We start from the raw sequence: 16,106 nt of genomic DNA, 5'->3' as shown, positions 1-16,106 counted from the left end.
ACGATGACTGACAGCAACCCCTTTGACGAAATTGTGGCCGGCCTCGAAGAGGAGCTGAACGCTGGGCTGGTGGAGAAGCGCGGCGTCCACGCCATCGCTGTCACCCGCATCACCGGGCTGGTCTACCAGGCAGCCGTCACCGGGGGCGCCCCTCACAGCCTCGCCCTGACCATGGCCGAAGATTACTGGGCATCCGAGATGCGCCCCTCTGATGTCGTCCTGGTGGACGACAGCGAGTGAGTCGACTCATGACGGCTGTAGGTGTGCGCGACTAGGGGCCGGGTGCTTTCCAGGGATGTGACACGTGTAGGAGCGAGGGCCCCTCTATGCGTGTGATTACTGTTCGAGTCGACGCAGATGGCAATGAGACGATTGTTAGAGAAAGGGTGTATAGCTTCCCGGAACCCTCCGACGTATCGGAGTGAGGGCAGGATTTAGCCTCCGTCATCCCCAGCATGAAATGGGGATGACGGAGGCTTTTCCTATGCTTAGGCTGCGGGTGTTATCTTATTTCGAAGTCTCCCCTCGGAGAAATAGCTGTCCCGTAGGACTAGCTTCGCCTTCACGTCCTCGGGCACCATGAGCTTCGCGTGGTCGTCGTAGACCAAGAACTGAATGCCGCCGCGCTTGAGGTCTTCTTCCATGCGCTCCGTGTCGCCCATAAGCCAGCGCTGCCGGTATGTCCCTTCAAGCTGCTTGTACTTCCAGCTGTCTGTAGAGGCTGCCTCCGGCAGGCTGCCCAGCTCGGCATTGTGCTTCTGTACGGCATCCTCTGCCGTCTTCTGAAGGAAGCCGCCGACCGCAAACTGTCCACCAGGCGCGAGGCCAGTCACGTAAAACTGGATGGACTCCTCAAGCTCCTTCCGGCGCTTGGCTGTCTCCTCGCCCTTCTGGTAGACCCGCTCAACTACCTCGTAGTCTCCGATCTCATCCAAGACGGCCTGGACAAGGGAGCCGTAGAGATCGCCCGGATTGGCGGAAGGCCTGTGGTCACACGGCTTGCTTACCGTGGAGAAGCAGCGGACGTATTCGTTGATCTTCTCCATCCCGCTCTTCAGTATCTTCTTGTTCGCCTGGTAGATCATGTTCCCCAGGCAATAGCCGCACTTGATTACGTCCAGGAAATTCGTGGACTTCTTCTTCTTTGGCGGGTGGACCTGAGACTTGGTCATATCGAACTCAATGAGTTCGGCGTGCTCCAGCTCTGTGTAAATAGCCTCCGCAACCTTTACCGGATTTCCGTCCGATCCATAGAAGATGCGGGGAGGGTTGTATCTTCCGGGCTTACCGTCGGAGATGATCCTTACTCCCATTAGTGCCGGATTCCTCATGATCCGGACCAGGGATGTGACCCTCCACAGCTTCCCTTGCGCAGTCCTAAATCCCGCAAGATTCAATACTCGGCAAATGAACCCATAGGATCGCTTTCTCCTCACTCGCATGAGTCGAGCCCAGCGAAGCATGAGAGCCCTATTAGGTGTGATGGCTAGAGAGACCTCCTTGGTCTCCGGATCCTTCACTGTGTGGTAGCCGAACACCGGCTTACCAACGACCCACCTTTCGGTTGTGCGAGCGTACTGCCAGAGGGAGGTGAGGCGGATGCCTAGGTTCTCCGCCTCGATGCGCGCCATACCGGCGATCATGGTCACCATCATCTGGCCGAAGGTCGATTTAAAGTCCAGCTCTTCGACCTTGGAGATCATGTTTTTGCCGAAATCCTTGCACCATTCGATCATTAGGTGCAGGTCGTAAATGCGGCGGATGAAGCGGTCGAGCTTCCAGAAGAGGATCACATCGAACTCAGGGGCCTTCTCGTGAAGCCAGTACCCGAGCATCTTTCGCTTCCACGGGGGGATCTTGGTGGCTGACTGGTTCAGGTCGGAGGCAACGCCTACAACCCGGATCCCCTTCGAGGTGGCCAGGGCCCACAGGTCTAGCTCCTGCCGGATGGGCGATGTCGTCTCATCTTTGAAGACGGAGAGGCGTACCGACAGCAGCCCTCGGGGGGCATCGCTCGGTAGAGCCGCCTGCATCTCGCGCCATCGGTCCAGCTCTGCCAGGTCGCCAGCGCCCCAGGTTGAGCGGTTGGGTTCGAGGCTGATCTCGGTCTCGGACGCGCCAGAGGGAATGGGTATGTCCGCTTCAGTTGCCATGGCCCTATGTTTAGCAGTCTTTCACTTTGGCAACAGTTCGAGAACTATGTGCTCCAGCCCCGGATCACCGCCAGGACCGTCGCCGTCCACCCGGCGGTCGCCTTCGGCTCCGTGATCGCGGGCGCCGCGCTGCTGGGTGCGGTGGGCGCCCTGATCGCCATCCCGGCGACGGCCACGCTCCAGGCCTTCCTGGGCGCGTACGTCAAGCGCTACGAGGTCGCGGGGCTCCCGGCGGGCCCGGACGGCCGGGACGAGCGGGGCGGCGACGGGCGGCCGCCCTCGCTGCTCGCGAGGGTGATCAAGGCCTTGCGGGAGCGCTGATTCCGCCGTGGTTCCGCCGCTGTCCGGCGCGCGGAGTGGCGCGCTTGACACCAAAATCGAACATCCATTCTCATGGGTGTCCCGGGCCGCTGGGGCCGAGTTATCCACAGGCCCGGAGCGACGCCCGGGCGCATTGTCAGTGGCAGGCGTTAGCGTCGTGGACGTGAAGCGATCGACTCAAGCGAACCGGGTGGAACCCATGGCAGGAACCGACCGCGAGAAGGCGCTCGACGCCGCGCTCGCGCAGATTGAACGGCAATTCGGCAAGGGCGCGGTCATGCGCCTGGGCGAGCGGCCGAATGAGCCCATCGAGGTCATCTCCACCGGGTCGACCGCTCTCGACGTCGCCCTCGGTGTCGGCGGCCTGCCGCGCGGCCGCGTGGTGGAGATCTACGGACCGGAGTCCTCCGGTAAGACGACCCTGACGCTGCACGCCGTGGCCAACGCGCAGCGGGCCGGCGGCACCGTCGCGTTCGTCGACGCCGAGCACGCCCTCGACCCCGAGTACGCCAGAAAGCTCGGCGTCGACATCGACAACCTGATCCTGTCGCAGCCGGACAACGGCGAGCAGGCTCTGGAGATCGTCGACATGCTGGTCCGATCCGGCGCGCTCGACCTGATCGTCATCGACTCCGTGGCCGCCCTGGTGCCGCGTGCGGAGATCGAGGGCGAGATGGGCGACTCGCACGTGGGCCTCCAGGCCCGCCTGATGAGCCAGGCGCTGCGGAAGATCACCAGCGCGCTCAACCAGTCCAAGACCACCGCGATCTTCATCAACCAGCTCCGCGAGAAGATCGGCGTGATGTTCGGCTCCCCGGAGACCACGACCGGTGGCCGGGCCCTGAAGTTCTACGCCTCGGTGCGTATCGACATCCGCCGCATCGAGACGCTGAAGGACGGCACGGAGGCGGTCGGCAACCGCACCCGCTGCAAGGTCGTCAAGAACAAGGTCGCGCCGCCCTTCAAGCAGGCCGAGTTCGACATCCTCTACGGCCAGGGCATCAGCCGCGAGGGCGGCCTGATCGACATGGGTGTGGAGCACGGCTTCATCCGCAAGGCCGGTGCCTGGTACACCTACGAGGGCGACCAGCTCGGTCAGGGCAAGGAGAACGCCCGCAATTTCCTCAAGGACAACCCCGACCTCGCCAACGAGATCGAGAAGAAGATCAAGGACAAGCTGGGCGTGGGCGTCCGGCCCGGTGCCACGGCGGAGGAGCCCGCCGCCGACGCCGCGGGTGCCGCCGCGGGCGAGCCGGCCAAGTCGGTGCCCGCTCCGGCCGTCAAGTCCACCGGTAAGGCGGCGAAGGCCGCGGCCAAGAGCTAAGCCGCGTCATGTCTGATGCACAGCCGTGGCACGGCGACGGGCCCGTGCCACATGAGCCGCGCGCGGACGACCGAACGGGCGGTGGCTCCGCTTCCCCGTCGAGGGCCGGGGCCGGAGCACCACCGTCACCGGAAGAGCAGGCGCGGGCGATCTGCCTGCGCCTGCTCACCGGATCCCCGCGCACACGCAAACAGCTCGCCGACGCCCTGACCAAGCGCGGCATACCGGCCGAGGCGGCGGAGGAGGTCCTGTCCCGGTTCGAGGACGTGGGCCTGATCGACGACGCCGCGTTCGCCGGCGCGTGGGTCGAGTCCCGCCACCGCGGCCGGGGCCTGGCCCGCCGCGCCCTCGCCCGGGAACTGCGCACCAAGGGCGTCGACTCCGCGATCGTCGACGAGGCCGTCGGGCAGCTCGACGCGGAGCAGGAGGAGCGCACGGCCCGTGAGCTCGTCCAGCGCAAGCTCCGGCCGACCCGGGGCCTGGACCGGGAGAAGCGGCTGCGCCGCCTCGCCGGAATGCTGGCCCGCAAGGGCTACCCCGAAGGGCTCGCCCTGCGCGTGGTGCGGCGGGCCCTGGAGGAGGAGGGCGACGACCCGGAGTTGCTCGACCACTACCTGCCGGACGCCTGAGCGGCCTGCCCGCCGGGCGCGGACGACCCGGACCCGCCCGGAAGCCGGGGCGTCACCGGCAGTCCGGCCGCGCGCCAGGCCTGGAAGCCGCCCACCAGGTCGGTGGCCCGGTACAGGCCCAGCCGGCGCAGGGAGACGGCTGCCAGCGACGAGGCGTACCCCTCGTCGCAGAATACGACCACCCGCAGGTCGTGATCCGTCACCCGCGCCGCGCGGTGCTCACAGGCCGGGTCGAGCCGCCACTCCAGCTCGTTGCGTTCCACGACGAGCGCACCCGGGACCGTCCCATCGCGCTCCCGCAGCGCCGCGTAGCGGATGTCCACCAGCAGCCCGCCGCCCCTCTGGACGGCGGCCGCCTCGGCCGGCCCCAGGCGGTCGAGCTGTGCGCGCGCCTCGGCCAGCAGCTCCTCCACCCTCATCCCCTCCCGGTCGTTCATGCCCACTCCCGCGCCCACTCGACCGCCTCCAGCCGCAGCACCTGACCGCTGCGGCTGTACCGGCGCATCATCGGCAGCGGCGGGTAGTACGCGTGGACGGACACCGCGTGCCGCTCCCGCGAGGCGTTGAACACCTGGTGGACATGGTGGGGCCCGAAGGCCCTGCCGTTCCCGTCCGCCAGCAGCCGCTCACGGTCGATGCCGTCCGCCAGCTCCAGCAGTTTCCATCCCTCGGTGGGCAGCCGCGCGGCCAGGGACTGCTCGGTCAGGCCCCCGGCGGCCACGGCGAACGCGCCGTGCGAGCCACCGTGGTCGTGCCATCCGGTGCCACTGCCCGGCGGCCAGCCGATGAGCCATGCCTCGCTGCCGGCCGGCCCCTCCAGCCGGATCCAGGTCCGTCCGTGAAGGTCGAGCGGGAGCGAGGCGACGAGACGGGTGTCGGCGGCCGTCCGGTCGGCGAAGTCGAGGAGATCCGCCTGAGACGGCGCCCCGGGGGCGTCCGGCGAGGCGGCGTGCGAAGCGGTCGTACGCACGGAAGCGGGTGCAACCGAGGAATCGGGCGCAACGGAAGAGGGCACAGTCGAACCGTCCTGAGTGATCGCGAAGGACGCGCGCGGCGCACGGAGCGCCCGGCAGCGCGAGAGGGAAGAGCGGATCAGCAGGACGGACGACAGACACAGCCCGCGTAGCGGACGAGGTCCAGATGGACCCTCCGCCAGAAATGCGAGCCGCTGTCAGTCACGTCGCGGAGTCAACCATGGCGACAAGTGCCGGTCAACGGTTGGCCGTAGCCTCACTGGTGGCTTCGTCGGGGCTCGCCGCGCCCGTGCGCACCGCTTCCGCCGGCGCCCCGGTGCCACCGGCGGCACCGCCCCGTGCCGCGTCCGCGCACGCGTACAGCTCCGCCGCCCGCACCCCCGCCAGCGCGGCCACCAGCCGGCCGTCCGGCCGGACCATCAGCACGGTGTGCGCGTCCGCCCCCGGATACCCCTCGGCGACCAGCAGTTCCGCCGCCGTGGGCAGGGCCGAGACGGCCGCCGCCAGCCCGGGCATGAGGCCCGCGCCCAGCCAGTGGCGGCGCTCCCACACCCCCGTACCGGGGGCCACGAGGACCACCAGAAGATCGCCGCCCAGCCGGTCGCGCAGCCACACCTCCGACCCGTCCGGCGCGGTCACCGGCACGTCCACGACCGGTGCCCCCACGGCCGTGCCCACCAGCACCGAGCTCGCGGGGGGCGCGGCCGGCAGCAGGGGCGTACGGGAGTGGACGGCCGGCGCGCCCAGCAGCCCGTGCCCCAAGTGGCCTTCCGTCAGCAGCGCGTCATGGGAGCGCGCGGCGCCCGGCACCAGTGTGCGCCGCACCGTCCGCCAGCCGCCCTCGCCGCGTACCGCCGGCAGCATCCGGTCGGCGGTACGCAGCCGGGCGGCGACGGCCTCCCGGCGCTCCGCCTGATAGCTGTCGAGCAGGGCCTCGGAAGCGCCGTGGTGCCAGGCCAGCGCCAGCTTCCAGGCGAGGTTCTCGGCGTCCAGCAGCCCTTCGTCGAGGCCCTGGGTGCCCAGCGCGCCCAGTAGATGCGCGGCATCGCCCGCGAGGAAGGCGCGCCCGCAGCGCCAGCGGCGCGCGAGTCGGTGGTGCACGGCGTACACACCGGTGTCCAGAAGTTCGTACGCCGGGGCTTCGCCGCACCACGCCGCCAGGGAGTCGCCGACCCGGGCGAGCAGCGCGTCGGGAGTGACCAGCCCGCCATCGGGTGGCAACGGCCAGTCGAGCCGCCACACCCCGTCGGGCAGCGGACGGGCCGTCACCTCGTCGCCACGCGGCGGCGACCGGTGCAGCACGGCCTCGCCCGGCCAGGGCAGCTCGGCGCGGAGCGCGGCGACCGCGTACCGCTCCACCGCCGTGCGTCCGGGGAAGCGGGCGCCGAGCAGTTTGCGGATGACGGAGCGGGCGCCGTCGCAGCCGATGAGATAACTGCCGCGCCACACCGTGTGGTTGTCGCCGTCGTTGTCGCCACGGGTGTGCGCGGTGACACCGGAGGAGTCCTGCCTGAGGAGGGCCACGCGGCTGTCGTGGACGACGCGGACGTCCGCCTCGCCGGCGAGCGCCGCCCGTAGTTCGCGCGTCAGGGCGTGCTGGGGCAGATGCAGCGGAGACGGTTCTGCTGCCGGGCCGGCGCGCCCCTCGTCTCCCGGATGCTCCTCGGTGTCCTCCGCGTCCTCGAACTCGGCGGGCTCCACGGCCTTTCCGGCGCCGCCGGGCGGCGCGAACGGGATCCGCGCCACCTCGGTCCGGCGACGCAGCGTGCGCCAGCCCGCCCAGCGGGTCCCCTCCGAGGTGACGCACCCCAGCCGCTCCAGCAACGCGGCGGTGTCCGGCCGCAGCACGACCGTACGCGCCAGGCGGCGCTCATGCGGCAGACCGGCCTCGTCGGGCGACTCGTCCAGGACGGTGACGGGCACCTCGTACCGAGCCAGGGCCAGGGCCAGGGTGAGCCCGACGGGCCCGCCCCCGACGACGATCACCGGGTCCACGGCGCGGCCCCCTCGCCCCCGGAACGGACGGTGACCTCGCCGTACGCGTGGCGCGTACGGGACGTACGGGGACTGGCAGGGGGAAAACGGTGCGCGATCACAGAACGTATGCAACCCATTGCCGGTGCGTGCGTCAAGTGATCAGAGGCGCCGTCACGGCGCGCCGAAGGCGTGCGCCCCGCCGGTCCGGTGCGACCGACGGGGCGTCAACCGTCGTCCGTTCAGCCGTTCCCGGCGCCGTCCGCGCCGGAGGCGCCCACGGTCCCGGCGCCCGGCACGGCTCCGGCGGTCGGCAGCGCCGGCGGCTTCCCCTTGCGTGAGCGCTGTGTGCGCCGTTCGACCCATGTGGCGACGGAGGACAGTGCCAGGCACAGCAGGATGTAGATCGAGCCGAAGACGATGACCATCGGGATGAAGGCGTAGACGCCGTTCACGGGTGGGGTCTGCTGGGCGAAGGCCTTGCCGACGAACAGCAGTTCCTCGTAGAGGATGATGAAGCCGAGCGAGGTGTCCTTGAGGGTCACCACGAGCTGGCTGATGATCGACGGCAGCATTGAGCGCACGGCCTGCGGCACCAGCACGGACGTCATCACCTGGGTCTTGCGCAGCCCGATCGCGTACGCCGCCTCGCTCTGTCCCCGGGGGACGGCGTTGATCCCGGAGCGGAAGATCTCCGCCTGGACCGAGCCGTTGTACAGCGTCAGCCCGATCACCAGGGCCCACATCGGCTCGGAGGTGAAGACCGCCGCGTACAGCAGGAAGATCATGATGAGCAGCGGCATGGCCCGGAAGAACTCCACCACCGCCGTGGCCGCCCAGCGCACCGGCCGGTGGTCGGACAGCCGCGCGGTGGCCAGCACGGTGCCCAGCGCCAGCGAGAGGACGGCCGCGACGGCGAAGGTCTTGAGGGTGGTCAGCAGGCCGTCGACGATCCGCTGCTGGGTCTCCGTGTACTCGTAGTCGTCCCACAGTCCGGCCTGGAACTGCCCGGTGGCGTCCAGCCGGTAGATCACGAAACCGATCAGCCCGGCGATCGCGACGGTGGACAGCGCGCCGTAGAGGCGGTTGCGGGCCCGGGTCCGGGGGCCGGGGACGTCGTAGAGGACGCTGCCGCTCATCGGGCCACCGCCAGTCGGTTCTCCAGCAGCCGGAACAGGCCGCTGATGGTGAAGGTGATGATGATGTAGCAGATCGCGATCCATAGGAAGATCACGTAAATGTTGTAGCCCGAGGCGGCGTTGAGGGTCTTCTGCACCGAGCCGAGCTCGGTGACGTTGAAGCCCGAGGCGATGGCCGTGTTCTTGGCCAGGGCGATCAGGAGGCTGCCGATGGGCGGTATCGCGGTGCGAACGGCCTGCGGCAGCACTATCCCGGCCAGCGTCTGCCCGAAGGTCATCCCGATCGACCGGGCGGCCTCCGCCTGGCCCACCGGCACCGTGTTGATCCCGGACCTGATGGCCTCGCAGATGAACGCCGAGGTGTAGCAGCCCATGGCGAGGACGGCGAGCCAGAAGGAGTCCCAGCCCTTCAGCCCCAGCGCCGGCAGCCCCAGGGTGACGGCGAGGAAGAGCAGCACCAGCGGGGTGTTGCGCAGCAGCGTCACCCACGTGGTGCCGAAGACGCGCAGCGCGGGCACCGGAGAGACGCGGAACGCCGCGACGAGGGTGCCCAGCACCAGGGCGAGCAGCGCGCTGAGCACCGTTAGCTCGACGGTGCCGATGAAACCTTCGCGGAACATCGCGAAGTTGTCCGACAGAACGTTCACGTCACTTCTCCGGGTATCGCGAGGCGGTCGTCCGGCACCGCTCGCCGGTCAGTAGCGCTCGATCGCGGGCGGGGTGGAGGCGGGGACGCCCGAGCGGCCCAGCGTGGCGTCGTAGGCCTTCTTCCAGTCGCCGTTCTTCTCGTGCGCCTCGATGGCCTTGTTGACCGCCTCGCGCAGCGCCGTGTCGTCCTTCTTGAGACCGACGCCGTAGGGCTCCTTGGAGAAGGGGTGGCCGACGACCTTCAGCGCGCCCTTGTTCTCGGCCGCGTAGCCCTTGAGGATCGAGTCGTCCGTGGTGACCGCGTCGACCGAACCGTTGACCAGCTCCTGCACACACAGCTGGTAGCCCTGCTGCGCCTTGGCCTCGGCCACGCCGTACTTGGGTTCCTTGATCCGCTTCAGCGGGGTGGAGCCGGTCACCGAGCAGACCTTCTTGCCCTTGAGGTCGTCCTCGCTCCTGATGGAGCTGTCGGCCTTCACCAGCAGGTCCTGCCCGGCGACGTAGTACGGGCCGCCGAAGCCGACCTGCTTCTTGCGCTCGTCGTTGATCGTGTACGTACCGACGTACAGATCGACGCCGCCGCTGGCGATCTGCGTCTCCCGCGCCTCGGAGGGGACCGTGACGAACTTGATGTGCGCCTCGTCGAAGCCGAGATCGGCCGCGATCATCCGGGCGATCTCCACGTCGAAGCCGGAGCGCTTCTTGGTGCCGGGGTTCTCGAAGCCCAGGCCGGGCTGGTCCGCCTTGGTGCCGATGGTGATCGTCTTGCCCTTGATCTTCTCGAAGACCGAGGATCCCTTGACGTCCGCGGCGGAGTTCACCTGGTACTTCGGCAGCTCGGCGGCGGCGGAGGCGCCGCCGCTGGACTTGTCGCTCTTGTCGTCGGGGCTGCCCGACTTGCCACAGGCGGTCGCGGAGACGGCCAGCGCGACGACGACGGCTGCCGCCGCTGCGGTGTTGCGGAGCTTCATGGAGGACATCCTTTGCGTCTGCGGGACCTCGGGTGGCGGTGGAGCGGCGGGGAAGGGCGGTGCGGAGAGGAGCGCGGTCGTGCGCTCAGTGGTGCAGGATCTTCGACAGGAAGTCCTTGGCCCGGTCGCTGCGCGGGTTGCTGAAGAACTGGTCCGGCCGCGCCTCCTCGACGATGCGGCCGTCCGCCATGAAGACCACGCGGTTCGCCGCGGAGCGGGCGAAGCCCATCTCGTGCGTGACGACGACCATGGTCATGCCGTCCCGGGCGAGCTGCTGCATGACCTCCAGCACCTCGTTGATCATCTCCGGGTCCAGGGCCGAGGTCGGCTCGTCGAAGAGCATCACCTTCGGGTCCATGGCCAGCGCCCGGGCGATCGCCACACGCTGCTGCTGGCCGCCGGAGAGCTGGGCGGGGTACTTCTCCGCCTGGGCGCCCACGCCCACCCGGTCGAGCAGGGAACGGGCCGTGGCCTCGGCCGACTTCCGGTCCTTCCTGCGGACCTTCACCTGCCCCAGCGTCACGTTCTCCAGCACGGTCTTGTGGGCGAAGAGATTGAACGACTGGAAGACCATGCCCACGTCGGCGCGCAGCCGCGCCAGCTCTCTGCCCTCCTGGGGCAGGGGCTTCCCGTCGATGGTGATGGAACCGGAGTCCGTCGTCTCCAGCCGGTTGATCGTGCGGCACAGGGTCGACTTGCCCGACCCCGACGGCCCGATGACGACCACCACTTCGCCGCGGGCGATGGTCAAGTCGATGTCCTGGAGCACGTGCAGCGCGCCGAAGTGCTTGTTGACCTTGTCCAGGACGACCAGGGCGTCCGCGGCGGGCGCCACGTCCTTGGTCACCGATATCTCGTTCATCGGCGCTCCTCGCTCCGTCCTCCTCGGTTGGGGAGGACCCTAATGAGCGGCGAAGACCAGCGTCATTACATCTGAGCTGAAATTGAGCATAACGATCCGGACTCAAACGGACACACAGCGTCAGATCGCCGGAACGTCCCGGTCCGGAGTACCGGCTGGATAACGGATGCCCTCGCGTGGGCAGAACCCCTTGACGTACCGGGAGCGCATCGGCGTGGATGCGGTGATACCGCACCGAGCCGCGTGGAGGGGGCCGATGAGACTGCTGCTCGTGGAGGACGACGACCACGTCGCCGCGGCCCTGTCCGCCGTCCTGGCCCGGCACGGCTTCGACGTCACCCACGCCCGGAGCGGTGAGGAGGCCCTCCGGGCCCTGCTCCCGGGCGAACGGTCGCCCTTCGGCGTCGTCCTGCTCGACCTCGGACTGCCCGATCAGGACGGCTTCGAGGTCTGCGGCGGGATCCGCAAGCGCACCACCACGCCCGTCATCATGGTGACCGCCCGCGCCGACACCCGCTCGAAGATCCACGGCCTGAACCTCGGCGCCGACGACTACGTGGTCAAGCCCTACGACACCGGTGAACTGCTCGCCCGTATCCACGCCGTCGCCCGGCGCAACCCGCCCCACGAGAGCGCACAGGGCCAGCCGCACGCCCCCGAGGGCGACCCGGGCGTCCTCAGCCTGGGCGCCCTGACCATCGAGCTCCCCAACCGCCGTGTCTGCGTGGACGGCTCGGCCGTCGCCCTCACCCGCAAGGAGTTCGACCTGCTGGCACTGCTCGCCCAGCGCCCCGGGGTCGTCTTCCGCAGGGAACAGATCATCAGCGAGGTGTGGCGCACCAGCTGGGAAGGGACCGGACGCACCCTGGAGGTGCACATCGCCTCGCTGCGCGCCAAGTTGCGGATGCCCGCCCTCATCGAGACCGTCCGGGGCGTGGGCTACAAGATCGTCGTTCCGGTCCGGTAGTCGCGGCACCCCGTGCGCGCCCGACTCCTCCCGCTGCTCATCGTGCTGATGGCGGGCATCCTGATGACCCTCGGCCTTCCGCTGGCCGCCGGCTTGGCCGCCGTGCGCCAGCAGCACGTCGTCGTCGACCGCATCGACGACACCGCCCGCTTCGCCGCCCTCGCCCAGTTCGCCGGCTACCGCACCCCCGAGCCGTCCCAGGGTGGCGAGAGCGGCGACCGGCAGCTCAGCCTCCAGCACGAACTCGCCCGCTACGAGAAGCTGTACGGCATCCGCGCCGGCGTCTTCTCCCGCGAGGGAAAGCCCCTGACGGTCGCCCCCGCGGGCTGGGTGCTGCCCCGGAGCGGCGAGAGCTGGGCGGCCTTCCAGGACGCGCTGGCCGGGCGCCGCAGCCGCGATCCCGGACAGATCTGGCCCTGGCACCAGGACCGGCTCACCGTCGCCTCACCCGTCATCCGCGACAGCGACGTCGTCGCCGTCGTCGTCACGGACTCGCCCACCGGCCGGCTGCGCTCCCTCATCCTGCGCGACTGGCTGCTGATCGCGGCCGGGGAGACGGCGGCGATGCTGGTCGCTGTCGCGGCGGCGTTCCGGCTCACCGGGTGGGTGCTCAAGCCCGTACGCACCCTCGACGTCGCCGCCCACGACATCGCCACCGGCAGGATGAAGTCCCGGGTCGTCGCCGACAGCGGCCCCCCGGAACTGCGCAGACTGGCACGCTCGTTCAACGAGATGGCCGACAACGTCGAGGACGTCCTGGAGCAGCAGCGCGCCTTCGTCGCCGATGCCTCGCACCAGCTGCGCAACCCGCTCTCCGCGCTGCTGCTGCGCATCGACCTGCTGGCCCTCGACCTGCCCGAGGGCCACGGGGAGGTCACCTCGGTGCGCGCCGAGGGCAAGCGGCTGGCCCGCGTCCTGGACGACCTGCTGGACCTCGCCCTGGCCGAGCACGACCCGGGCGACTCCCAGCTCACCGACATCGCCGAGATCGTCGCCGACCGGGTGGGCGCCTGGTCCCCGGTCGCCGACCGCGAGAAGATCGCCCTCACCTACCGGGGGCCCGCCGCGGCGACCGGCTGGGCCGACCCCGTCGCCCTCTCCAGCGCGCTCGACGCGATCGTGGACAACGCGCTCAAGTTCACACCCGAGAACGCCCGTGTCGAGGTCACCGTCGCCGTTTCGGGTGACCGGGTCGACATCACGGTGGCCGACGGCGGCCCCGGCCTCACCGAGGAGGAGCTCACCCGCGTCGGCGACCGCTTCTGGCGCAGCAGCCGCCACCAGAACGTCTCCGGTTCCGGCCTCGGGCTGTCCATCTCCCGCGCCCTGCTCGCCGCCGGCGGGGCCACGCTCACGTACGAGCCGAACAGGCCGACCGGGCTGCGCGCGACGATCACCGTCCCGCGCCATGGCGGCTGAGCCCACCACGTCCCGGGTGCGCGGGCGTTCCGCGTCGCGACCGCGACCGTCCCCGGAAAGGATGTTTACGGCTTGGCCGACAGGTAATAGCGGCGCGCTCCGGCGTGGAGCTCCAGGGGGTCGGTGAAGATGGCCGTGCGGAGGTCCACCTTCTGCGCGGCGTTCACCTTCTTGCCGATGGGGTCGCGGCTCTCTATCACCGTGCGGGTGACGCTCTCGGTGAGATCCGCGTCGGTGTTGTCCCTGGTGACAAGGAGATTCGCGATCGCGATCGTCTGGACGACGCCGGGGGCGTTCAGCTCGGGATAGGCGTCCGTCGGCATCATCGCCGACCGGTAGTAGCGCGTCTGCCGTCCCATCCGGTGCAGGGGCTCGATGAGGTCCCCGAGCTGGACGAGCCTTATCGGCAGCCGCTTTCCCAGTTTGCTGACGGCGTCGGTGGCCAGCCCGCCGGACCAGAAGAACGCGTCGAGCTCGCCGTTCTCCAGCAGCCCCGGCATCTGGTCGATGCCCACCCGCCGCGGTGTGATGTCCTTCTCGAAGTCGAGTCGGGCGGCCTGGAGCAGCCGCCGGGTGATCAGCTGCACCCCCGACCCGTCCGCGCCCACCCCCACCCGCAGCCCCGCCAGATCCCGGGTGGACTGCACCGGGGAGTCCTTGCGCACCACCAGCTGCATGTAGTCGTCGTAGAGCCGCGCGCACGCCCGCAGCCGTCCGGCGCCCGGCTGTTTGCGGTCCCGGTAGGTGGCCACCGCGTCGGCCGTGGCGAAGGTGAAGTCGGCCTCGCCGCTCGTGAGCTGCCGCAGATTGTCGAGGGAGCCCTGACTGGGCCGCAGCCGTACCCTCAGGGCCGGCACCTCCCGGGCAAGGTTCTCCTTGAGGACCTTGCCGTACCTCTCGTACACCCCGGTCGCCACCCCCGTCGCGACCCTGATCTCCCCGGTCGGCGCCGGGCCGCGGTCGGGCGGCCACAACGACCACAGCAGCAGGGCGAGCACGGCGGTCGCCACCGCGCCCGCCCGCGCGGCGCGGCGCCCGCCCGGGCGCGCGAATCGGGGAAGCACGGTCGGATCCTGCCAGTCCGCCGCCCCGCCGACCAGGCCTCGGCGAGAGGCGTCGCGGGGCGGTGATCACGGCGCGGGAGACGGGTGCCGGGGAATCGCGGGGGCGGGCTGTCCGAGCGACCACGTACCCTGGTCGATTGAGATGAGTGCGAAGACATACGAGGTGCGCACCTACGGGTGCCAGATGAACGTCCATGACTCCGAGCGGCTGTCCGGCCTGCTGGAGGACGCGGGCTATGTCCGCGCGCCCGAAGGCACCGCCGAGGGCGATGCCGACGTCGTCGTCTTCAACACCTGCGCGGTGCGGGAGAACGCCGACAACAAGCTGTACGGCAATCTCGGCCGCCTGGCCCCGATGAAGACGAAGCGGCCCGGCATGCAGATCGCCGTCGGCGGCTGCCTCGCCCAGAAGGACCGCGACACTATCGTCAAGCGGGCCCCCTGGGTCGATGTCGTCTTCGGCACCCACAACATCGGCAAGCTGCCGGTGCTGCTGGAGCGCGCCCGCGTCCAGGAGGAGGCGCAGGTCGAGATCGCCGAGTCGCTGGAGGCGTTCCCCTCCACGCTGCCGACGCGCCGCGAGAGCGCCTACGCGGCCTGGGTCTCCATCTCCGTCGGCTGCAACAACACCTGCACCTTCTGCATCGTCCCCGCGCTGCGCGGCAAGGAGAAGGACCGCCGCCCGGGCGACATCCTCGCCGAGGTCGAGGCGCTCGTCGCCGAGGGCGTCAGCGAGATCACCCTCCTCGGCCAGAACGTCAACGCCTACGGCTCCGACATGGGCGACCGCGAGGCGTTCTCCAAGCTGCTGCGCGCGTGCGGCCAGATCGAGGGCCTGGAGCGCGTCCGCTTCACCTCGCCCCACCCGCGCGACTTCACCGACGACGTGATCGCCGCTATGGCCGAGACGCCGAACGTGATGCACCAGCTGCACATGCCGCTCCAGTCCGGCTCGGACACGGTCCTCAAGGCGATGCGCCGCTCGTACCGCCAGGATCGCTTCCTGGGCATCATCGAGAAGGTGCGCGCCGCCATGCCGGACGCCGCCATCTCCACCGACATCATCGTGGGCTTCCCCGGCGAGACCGAGGAGGACTTCGAGCAGACCATGCACGTGGTCCGCGAGGCCCGCTTCGCGAACGCCTTCACCTTCCAGTACTCCAAGCGCCCCGGCACCCCGGCGGCGACCATGGACGGGCAGATCCCCAAGGAGGTCGTGCAGGCGCGCTACGAGCGTCTGGTCGCCCTCCAGGAGGAGATCTCCTGGGAGGAGAACAAGAAGCAGGTCGGCCGGGTCCTGGAGGTCATGGTCGCCGAGGGCGAGGGCCGCAAGGACGACGCCACCCGGCGCCTCTCCGGCCGCGCCCCCGACAACCGCCTGGTGCACTTCACCAAGCCGGACGAGGACGTGCGCCCGGGCGACGTGGTCACCGTCGAGATCACCTACGCCGCCCCGCACCACCTGCTGGCCGAGGGCCCGTCGAAGGCCGTCCGCCGCACGCGCGCGGGCGACGCCTGGGAGAAGCGCAACGCCGCTCCGGCGGAGAAGCCCAAGGGCGTGATGCTGGGCCTCCCGCGCATCGGCGCTCCCACGCCGACTCCGGCGCCCGCGGCGGGGCCGGGCTGCGGCTGCGACTGAGCGGCCACAGGGGGGGGGCGAT

The 16,106-nt window shown here is 69.7% G+C and carries 16 protein-coding genes and 1 pseudogene; 7 read left to right on the top strand and 10 right to left on the bottom strand.

Annotated features, from left to right (window positions below):
- Positions 1–3 precede the first annotated feature (3 nt).
- Positions 4–240, top strand: a complete 237-nt coding sequence (locus AB0E98_RS06460; RefSeq protein WP_361699178.1) for a hypothetical protein — start codon at positions 4–6, stop codon at positions 238–240.
- A 248-nt stretch (positions 241–488) separates the two neighbouring features.
- Here the strand turns inward: AB0E98_RS06460 and AB0E98_RS06455 are convergent, their stop codons facing one another.
- Entirely contained in the window at positions 489–2,153 is a 1,665-nt protein-coding gene (locus tag AB0E98_RS06455) for a recombinase family protein (protein WP_361699176.1), read from the bottom strand.
- Positions 2,154–2,177: 24 nt separating this feature from the next.
- Here AB0E98_RS06455 and AB0E98_RS06450 point away from each other — a divergent pair.
- The 3 genes and pseudogenes from AB0E98_RS06450 to recX form a co-directional block, all read left to right on the top strand.
- Positions 2,178–2,474 (top strand): annotated as a pseudogene (locus tag AB0E98_RS06450) (AI-2E family transporter); the annotation flags it as partial.
- 199 nt (positions 2,475–2,673) lie between these two features.
- Positions 2,674–3,798, top strand: coding sequence for a recombinase RecA (gene recA / locus AB0E98_RS06445; protein WP_361699174.1), 1,125 nt, complete (start codon positions 2,674–2,676; stop codon positions 3,796–3,798).
- Positions 3,799–3,806: 8 nt separating this feature from the next.
- Positions 3,807–4,427: a recombination regulator RecX gene (gene recX / locus AB0E98_RS06440; protein ID WP_361699172.1), complete on the top strand. Its 621-nt coding sequence runs from the start codon at positions 3,807–3,809 to the stop codon at positions 4,425–4,427.
- Here recX and AB0E98_RS06435 read toward each other — a convergent pair.
- The 8 genes from AB0E98_RS06435 to AB0E98_RS06400 form a co-directional block, all read right to left on the bottom strand.
- On the bottom strand, positions 4,409–4,864 hold the full coding sequence (locus tag AB0E98_RS06435; protein ID WP_361699170.1) for a rhodanese-like domain-containing protein: 456 nt from the start codon (positions 4,862–4,864) through the stop codon (positions 4,409–4,411). The genes recX and AB0E98_RS06435 overlap by 19 nt on opposite strands.
- A complete protein-coding gene (locus AB0E98_RS06430) occupies positions 4,861–5,397 on the bottom strand; it encodes a cysteine dioxygenase (RefSeq protein ID WP_361699168.1) in 537 nt (178 codons plus the stop codon). The genes AB0E98_RS06435 and AB0E98_RS06430 overlap by 4 nt, the downstream gene beginning before the upstream one ends.
- A 122-nt stretch (positions 5,398–5,519) precedes the next feature.
- Positions 5,520–5,606, bottom strand: coding sequence for a putative leader peptide (locus AB0E98_RS06425; RefSeq protein ID WP_361699378.1), 87 nt, complete (start codon positions 5,604–5,606; stop codon positions 5,520–5,522).
- Between the two features lie 32 nt (positions 5,607–5,638).
- Positions 5,639–7,396, bottom strand: a complete 1,758-nt coding sequence (locus tag AB0E98_RS06420) for an FAD-dependent monooxygenase (protein WP_361699166.1) — start codon at positions 7,394–7,396, stop codon at positions 5,639–5,641.
- A 221-nt stretch (positions 7,397–7,617) separates the two neighbouring features.
- Positions 7,618–8,514, bottom strand: coding sequence for an amino acid ABC transporter permease (locus tag AB0E98_RS06415; protein WP_361699164.1), 897 nt, complete (start codon positions 8,512–8,514; stop codon positions 7,618–7,620).
- Entirely contained in the window at positions 8,511–9,161 is a 651-nt protein-coding gene (locus AB0E98_RS06410; RefSeq protein WP_311611015.1) for an amino acid ABC transporter permease, read from the bottom strand. The genes AB0E98_RS06415 and AB0E98_RS06410 overlap by 4 nt, the downstream gene beginning before the upstream one ends.
- Positions 9,162–9,209: 48 nt before the next feature.
- Positions 9,210–10,133: a glutamate ABC transporter substrate-binding protein gene (locus tag AB0E98_RS06405; protein WP_361699162.1), complete on the bottom strand. Its 924-nt coding sequence runs from the start codon at positions 10,131–10,133 to the stop codon at positions 9,210–9,212.
- 85 nt (positions 10,134–10,218) lie between these two features.
- On the bottom strand, positions 10,219–10,995 hold the full coding sequence (locus tag AB0E98_RS06400) for an amino acid ABC transporter ATP-binding protein (protein ID WP_126916400.1): 777 nt from the start codon (positions 10,993–10,995) through the stop codon (positions 10,219–10,221).
- Between the two features lie 256 nt (positions 10,996–11,251).
- Between AB0E98_RS06400 and AB0E98_RS06395 the strand changes: the two genes are divergently transcribed.
- On the top strand, positions 11,252–11,962 hold the full coding sequence (locus AB0E98_RS06395; RefSeq protein ID WP_361699160.1) for a response regulator transcription factor: 711 nt from the start codon (positions 11,252–11,254) through the stop codon (positions 11,960–11,962).
- Between the two features lie 12 nt (positions 11,963–11,974).
- Positions 11,975–13,381 (top strand): HAMP domain-containing sensor histidine kinase, encoded by a 1,407-nt coding sequence (locus AB0E98_RS06390; protein ID WP_361699158.1) that lies wholly within the window; start codon positions 11,975–11,977, stop codon positions 13,379–13,381.
- A gap of 65 nt (positions 13,382–13,446) precedes the next feature.
- On the opposite strand, the gene AB0E98_RS06385 is transcribed toward AB0E98_RS06390, so the two are convergent.
- Positions 13,447–14,445 carry a TAXI family TRAP transporter solute-binding subunit gene (locus AB0E98_RS06385; RefSeq protein WP_361699156.1) on the bottom strand — a complete coding sequence of 333 codons (999 nt, stop codon included), beginning with the start codon at positions 14,443–14,445 and terminating at the stop codon, positions 13,447–13,449.
- A gap of 142 nt (positions 14,446–14,587) precedes the next feature.
- On the opposite strand from AB0E98_RS06385, the gene miaB reads away from it, so the two are divergent.
- Positions 14,588–16,084 (top strand): tRNA (N6-isopentenyl adenosine(37)-C2)-methylthiotransferase MiaB, encoded by a 1,497-nt coding sequence (gene miaB, locus AB0E98_RS06380; protein WP_361699154.1) that lies wholly within the window; start codon positions 14,588–14,590, stop codon positions 16,082–16,084.
- Positions 16,085–16,106: the final 22 nt, after the last annotated feature.

Source organism: Streptomyces sp. NPDC037389 (assembly GCF_040636475.1).
GTDB lineage: Bacteria > Actinomycetota > Actinomycetes > Streptomycetales > Streptomycetaceae > Streptomyces > Streptomyces hesseae.
Note: the sequence above shows the minus strand (reverse complement) of the source record. Positions and strands in the feature narration are given on the sequence as shown.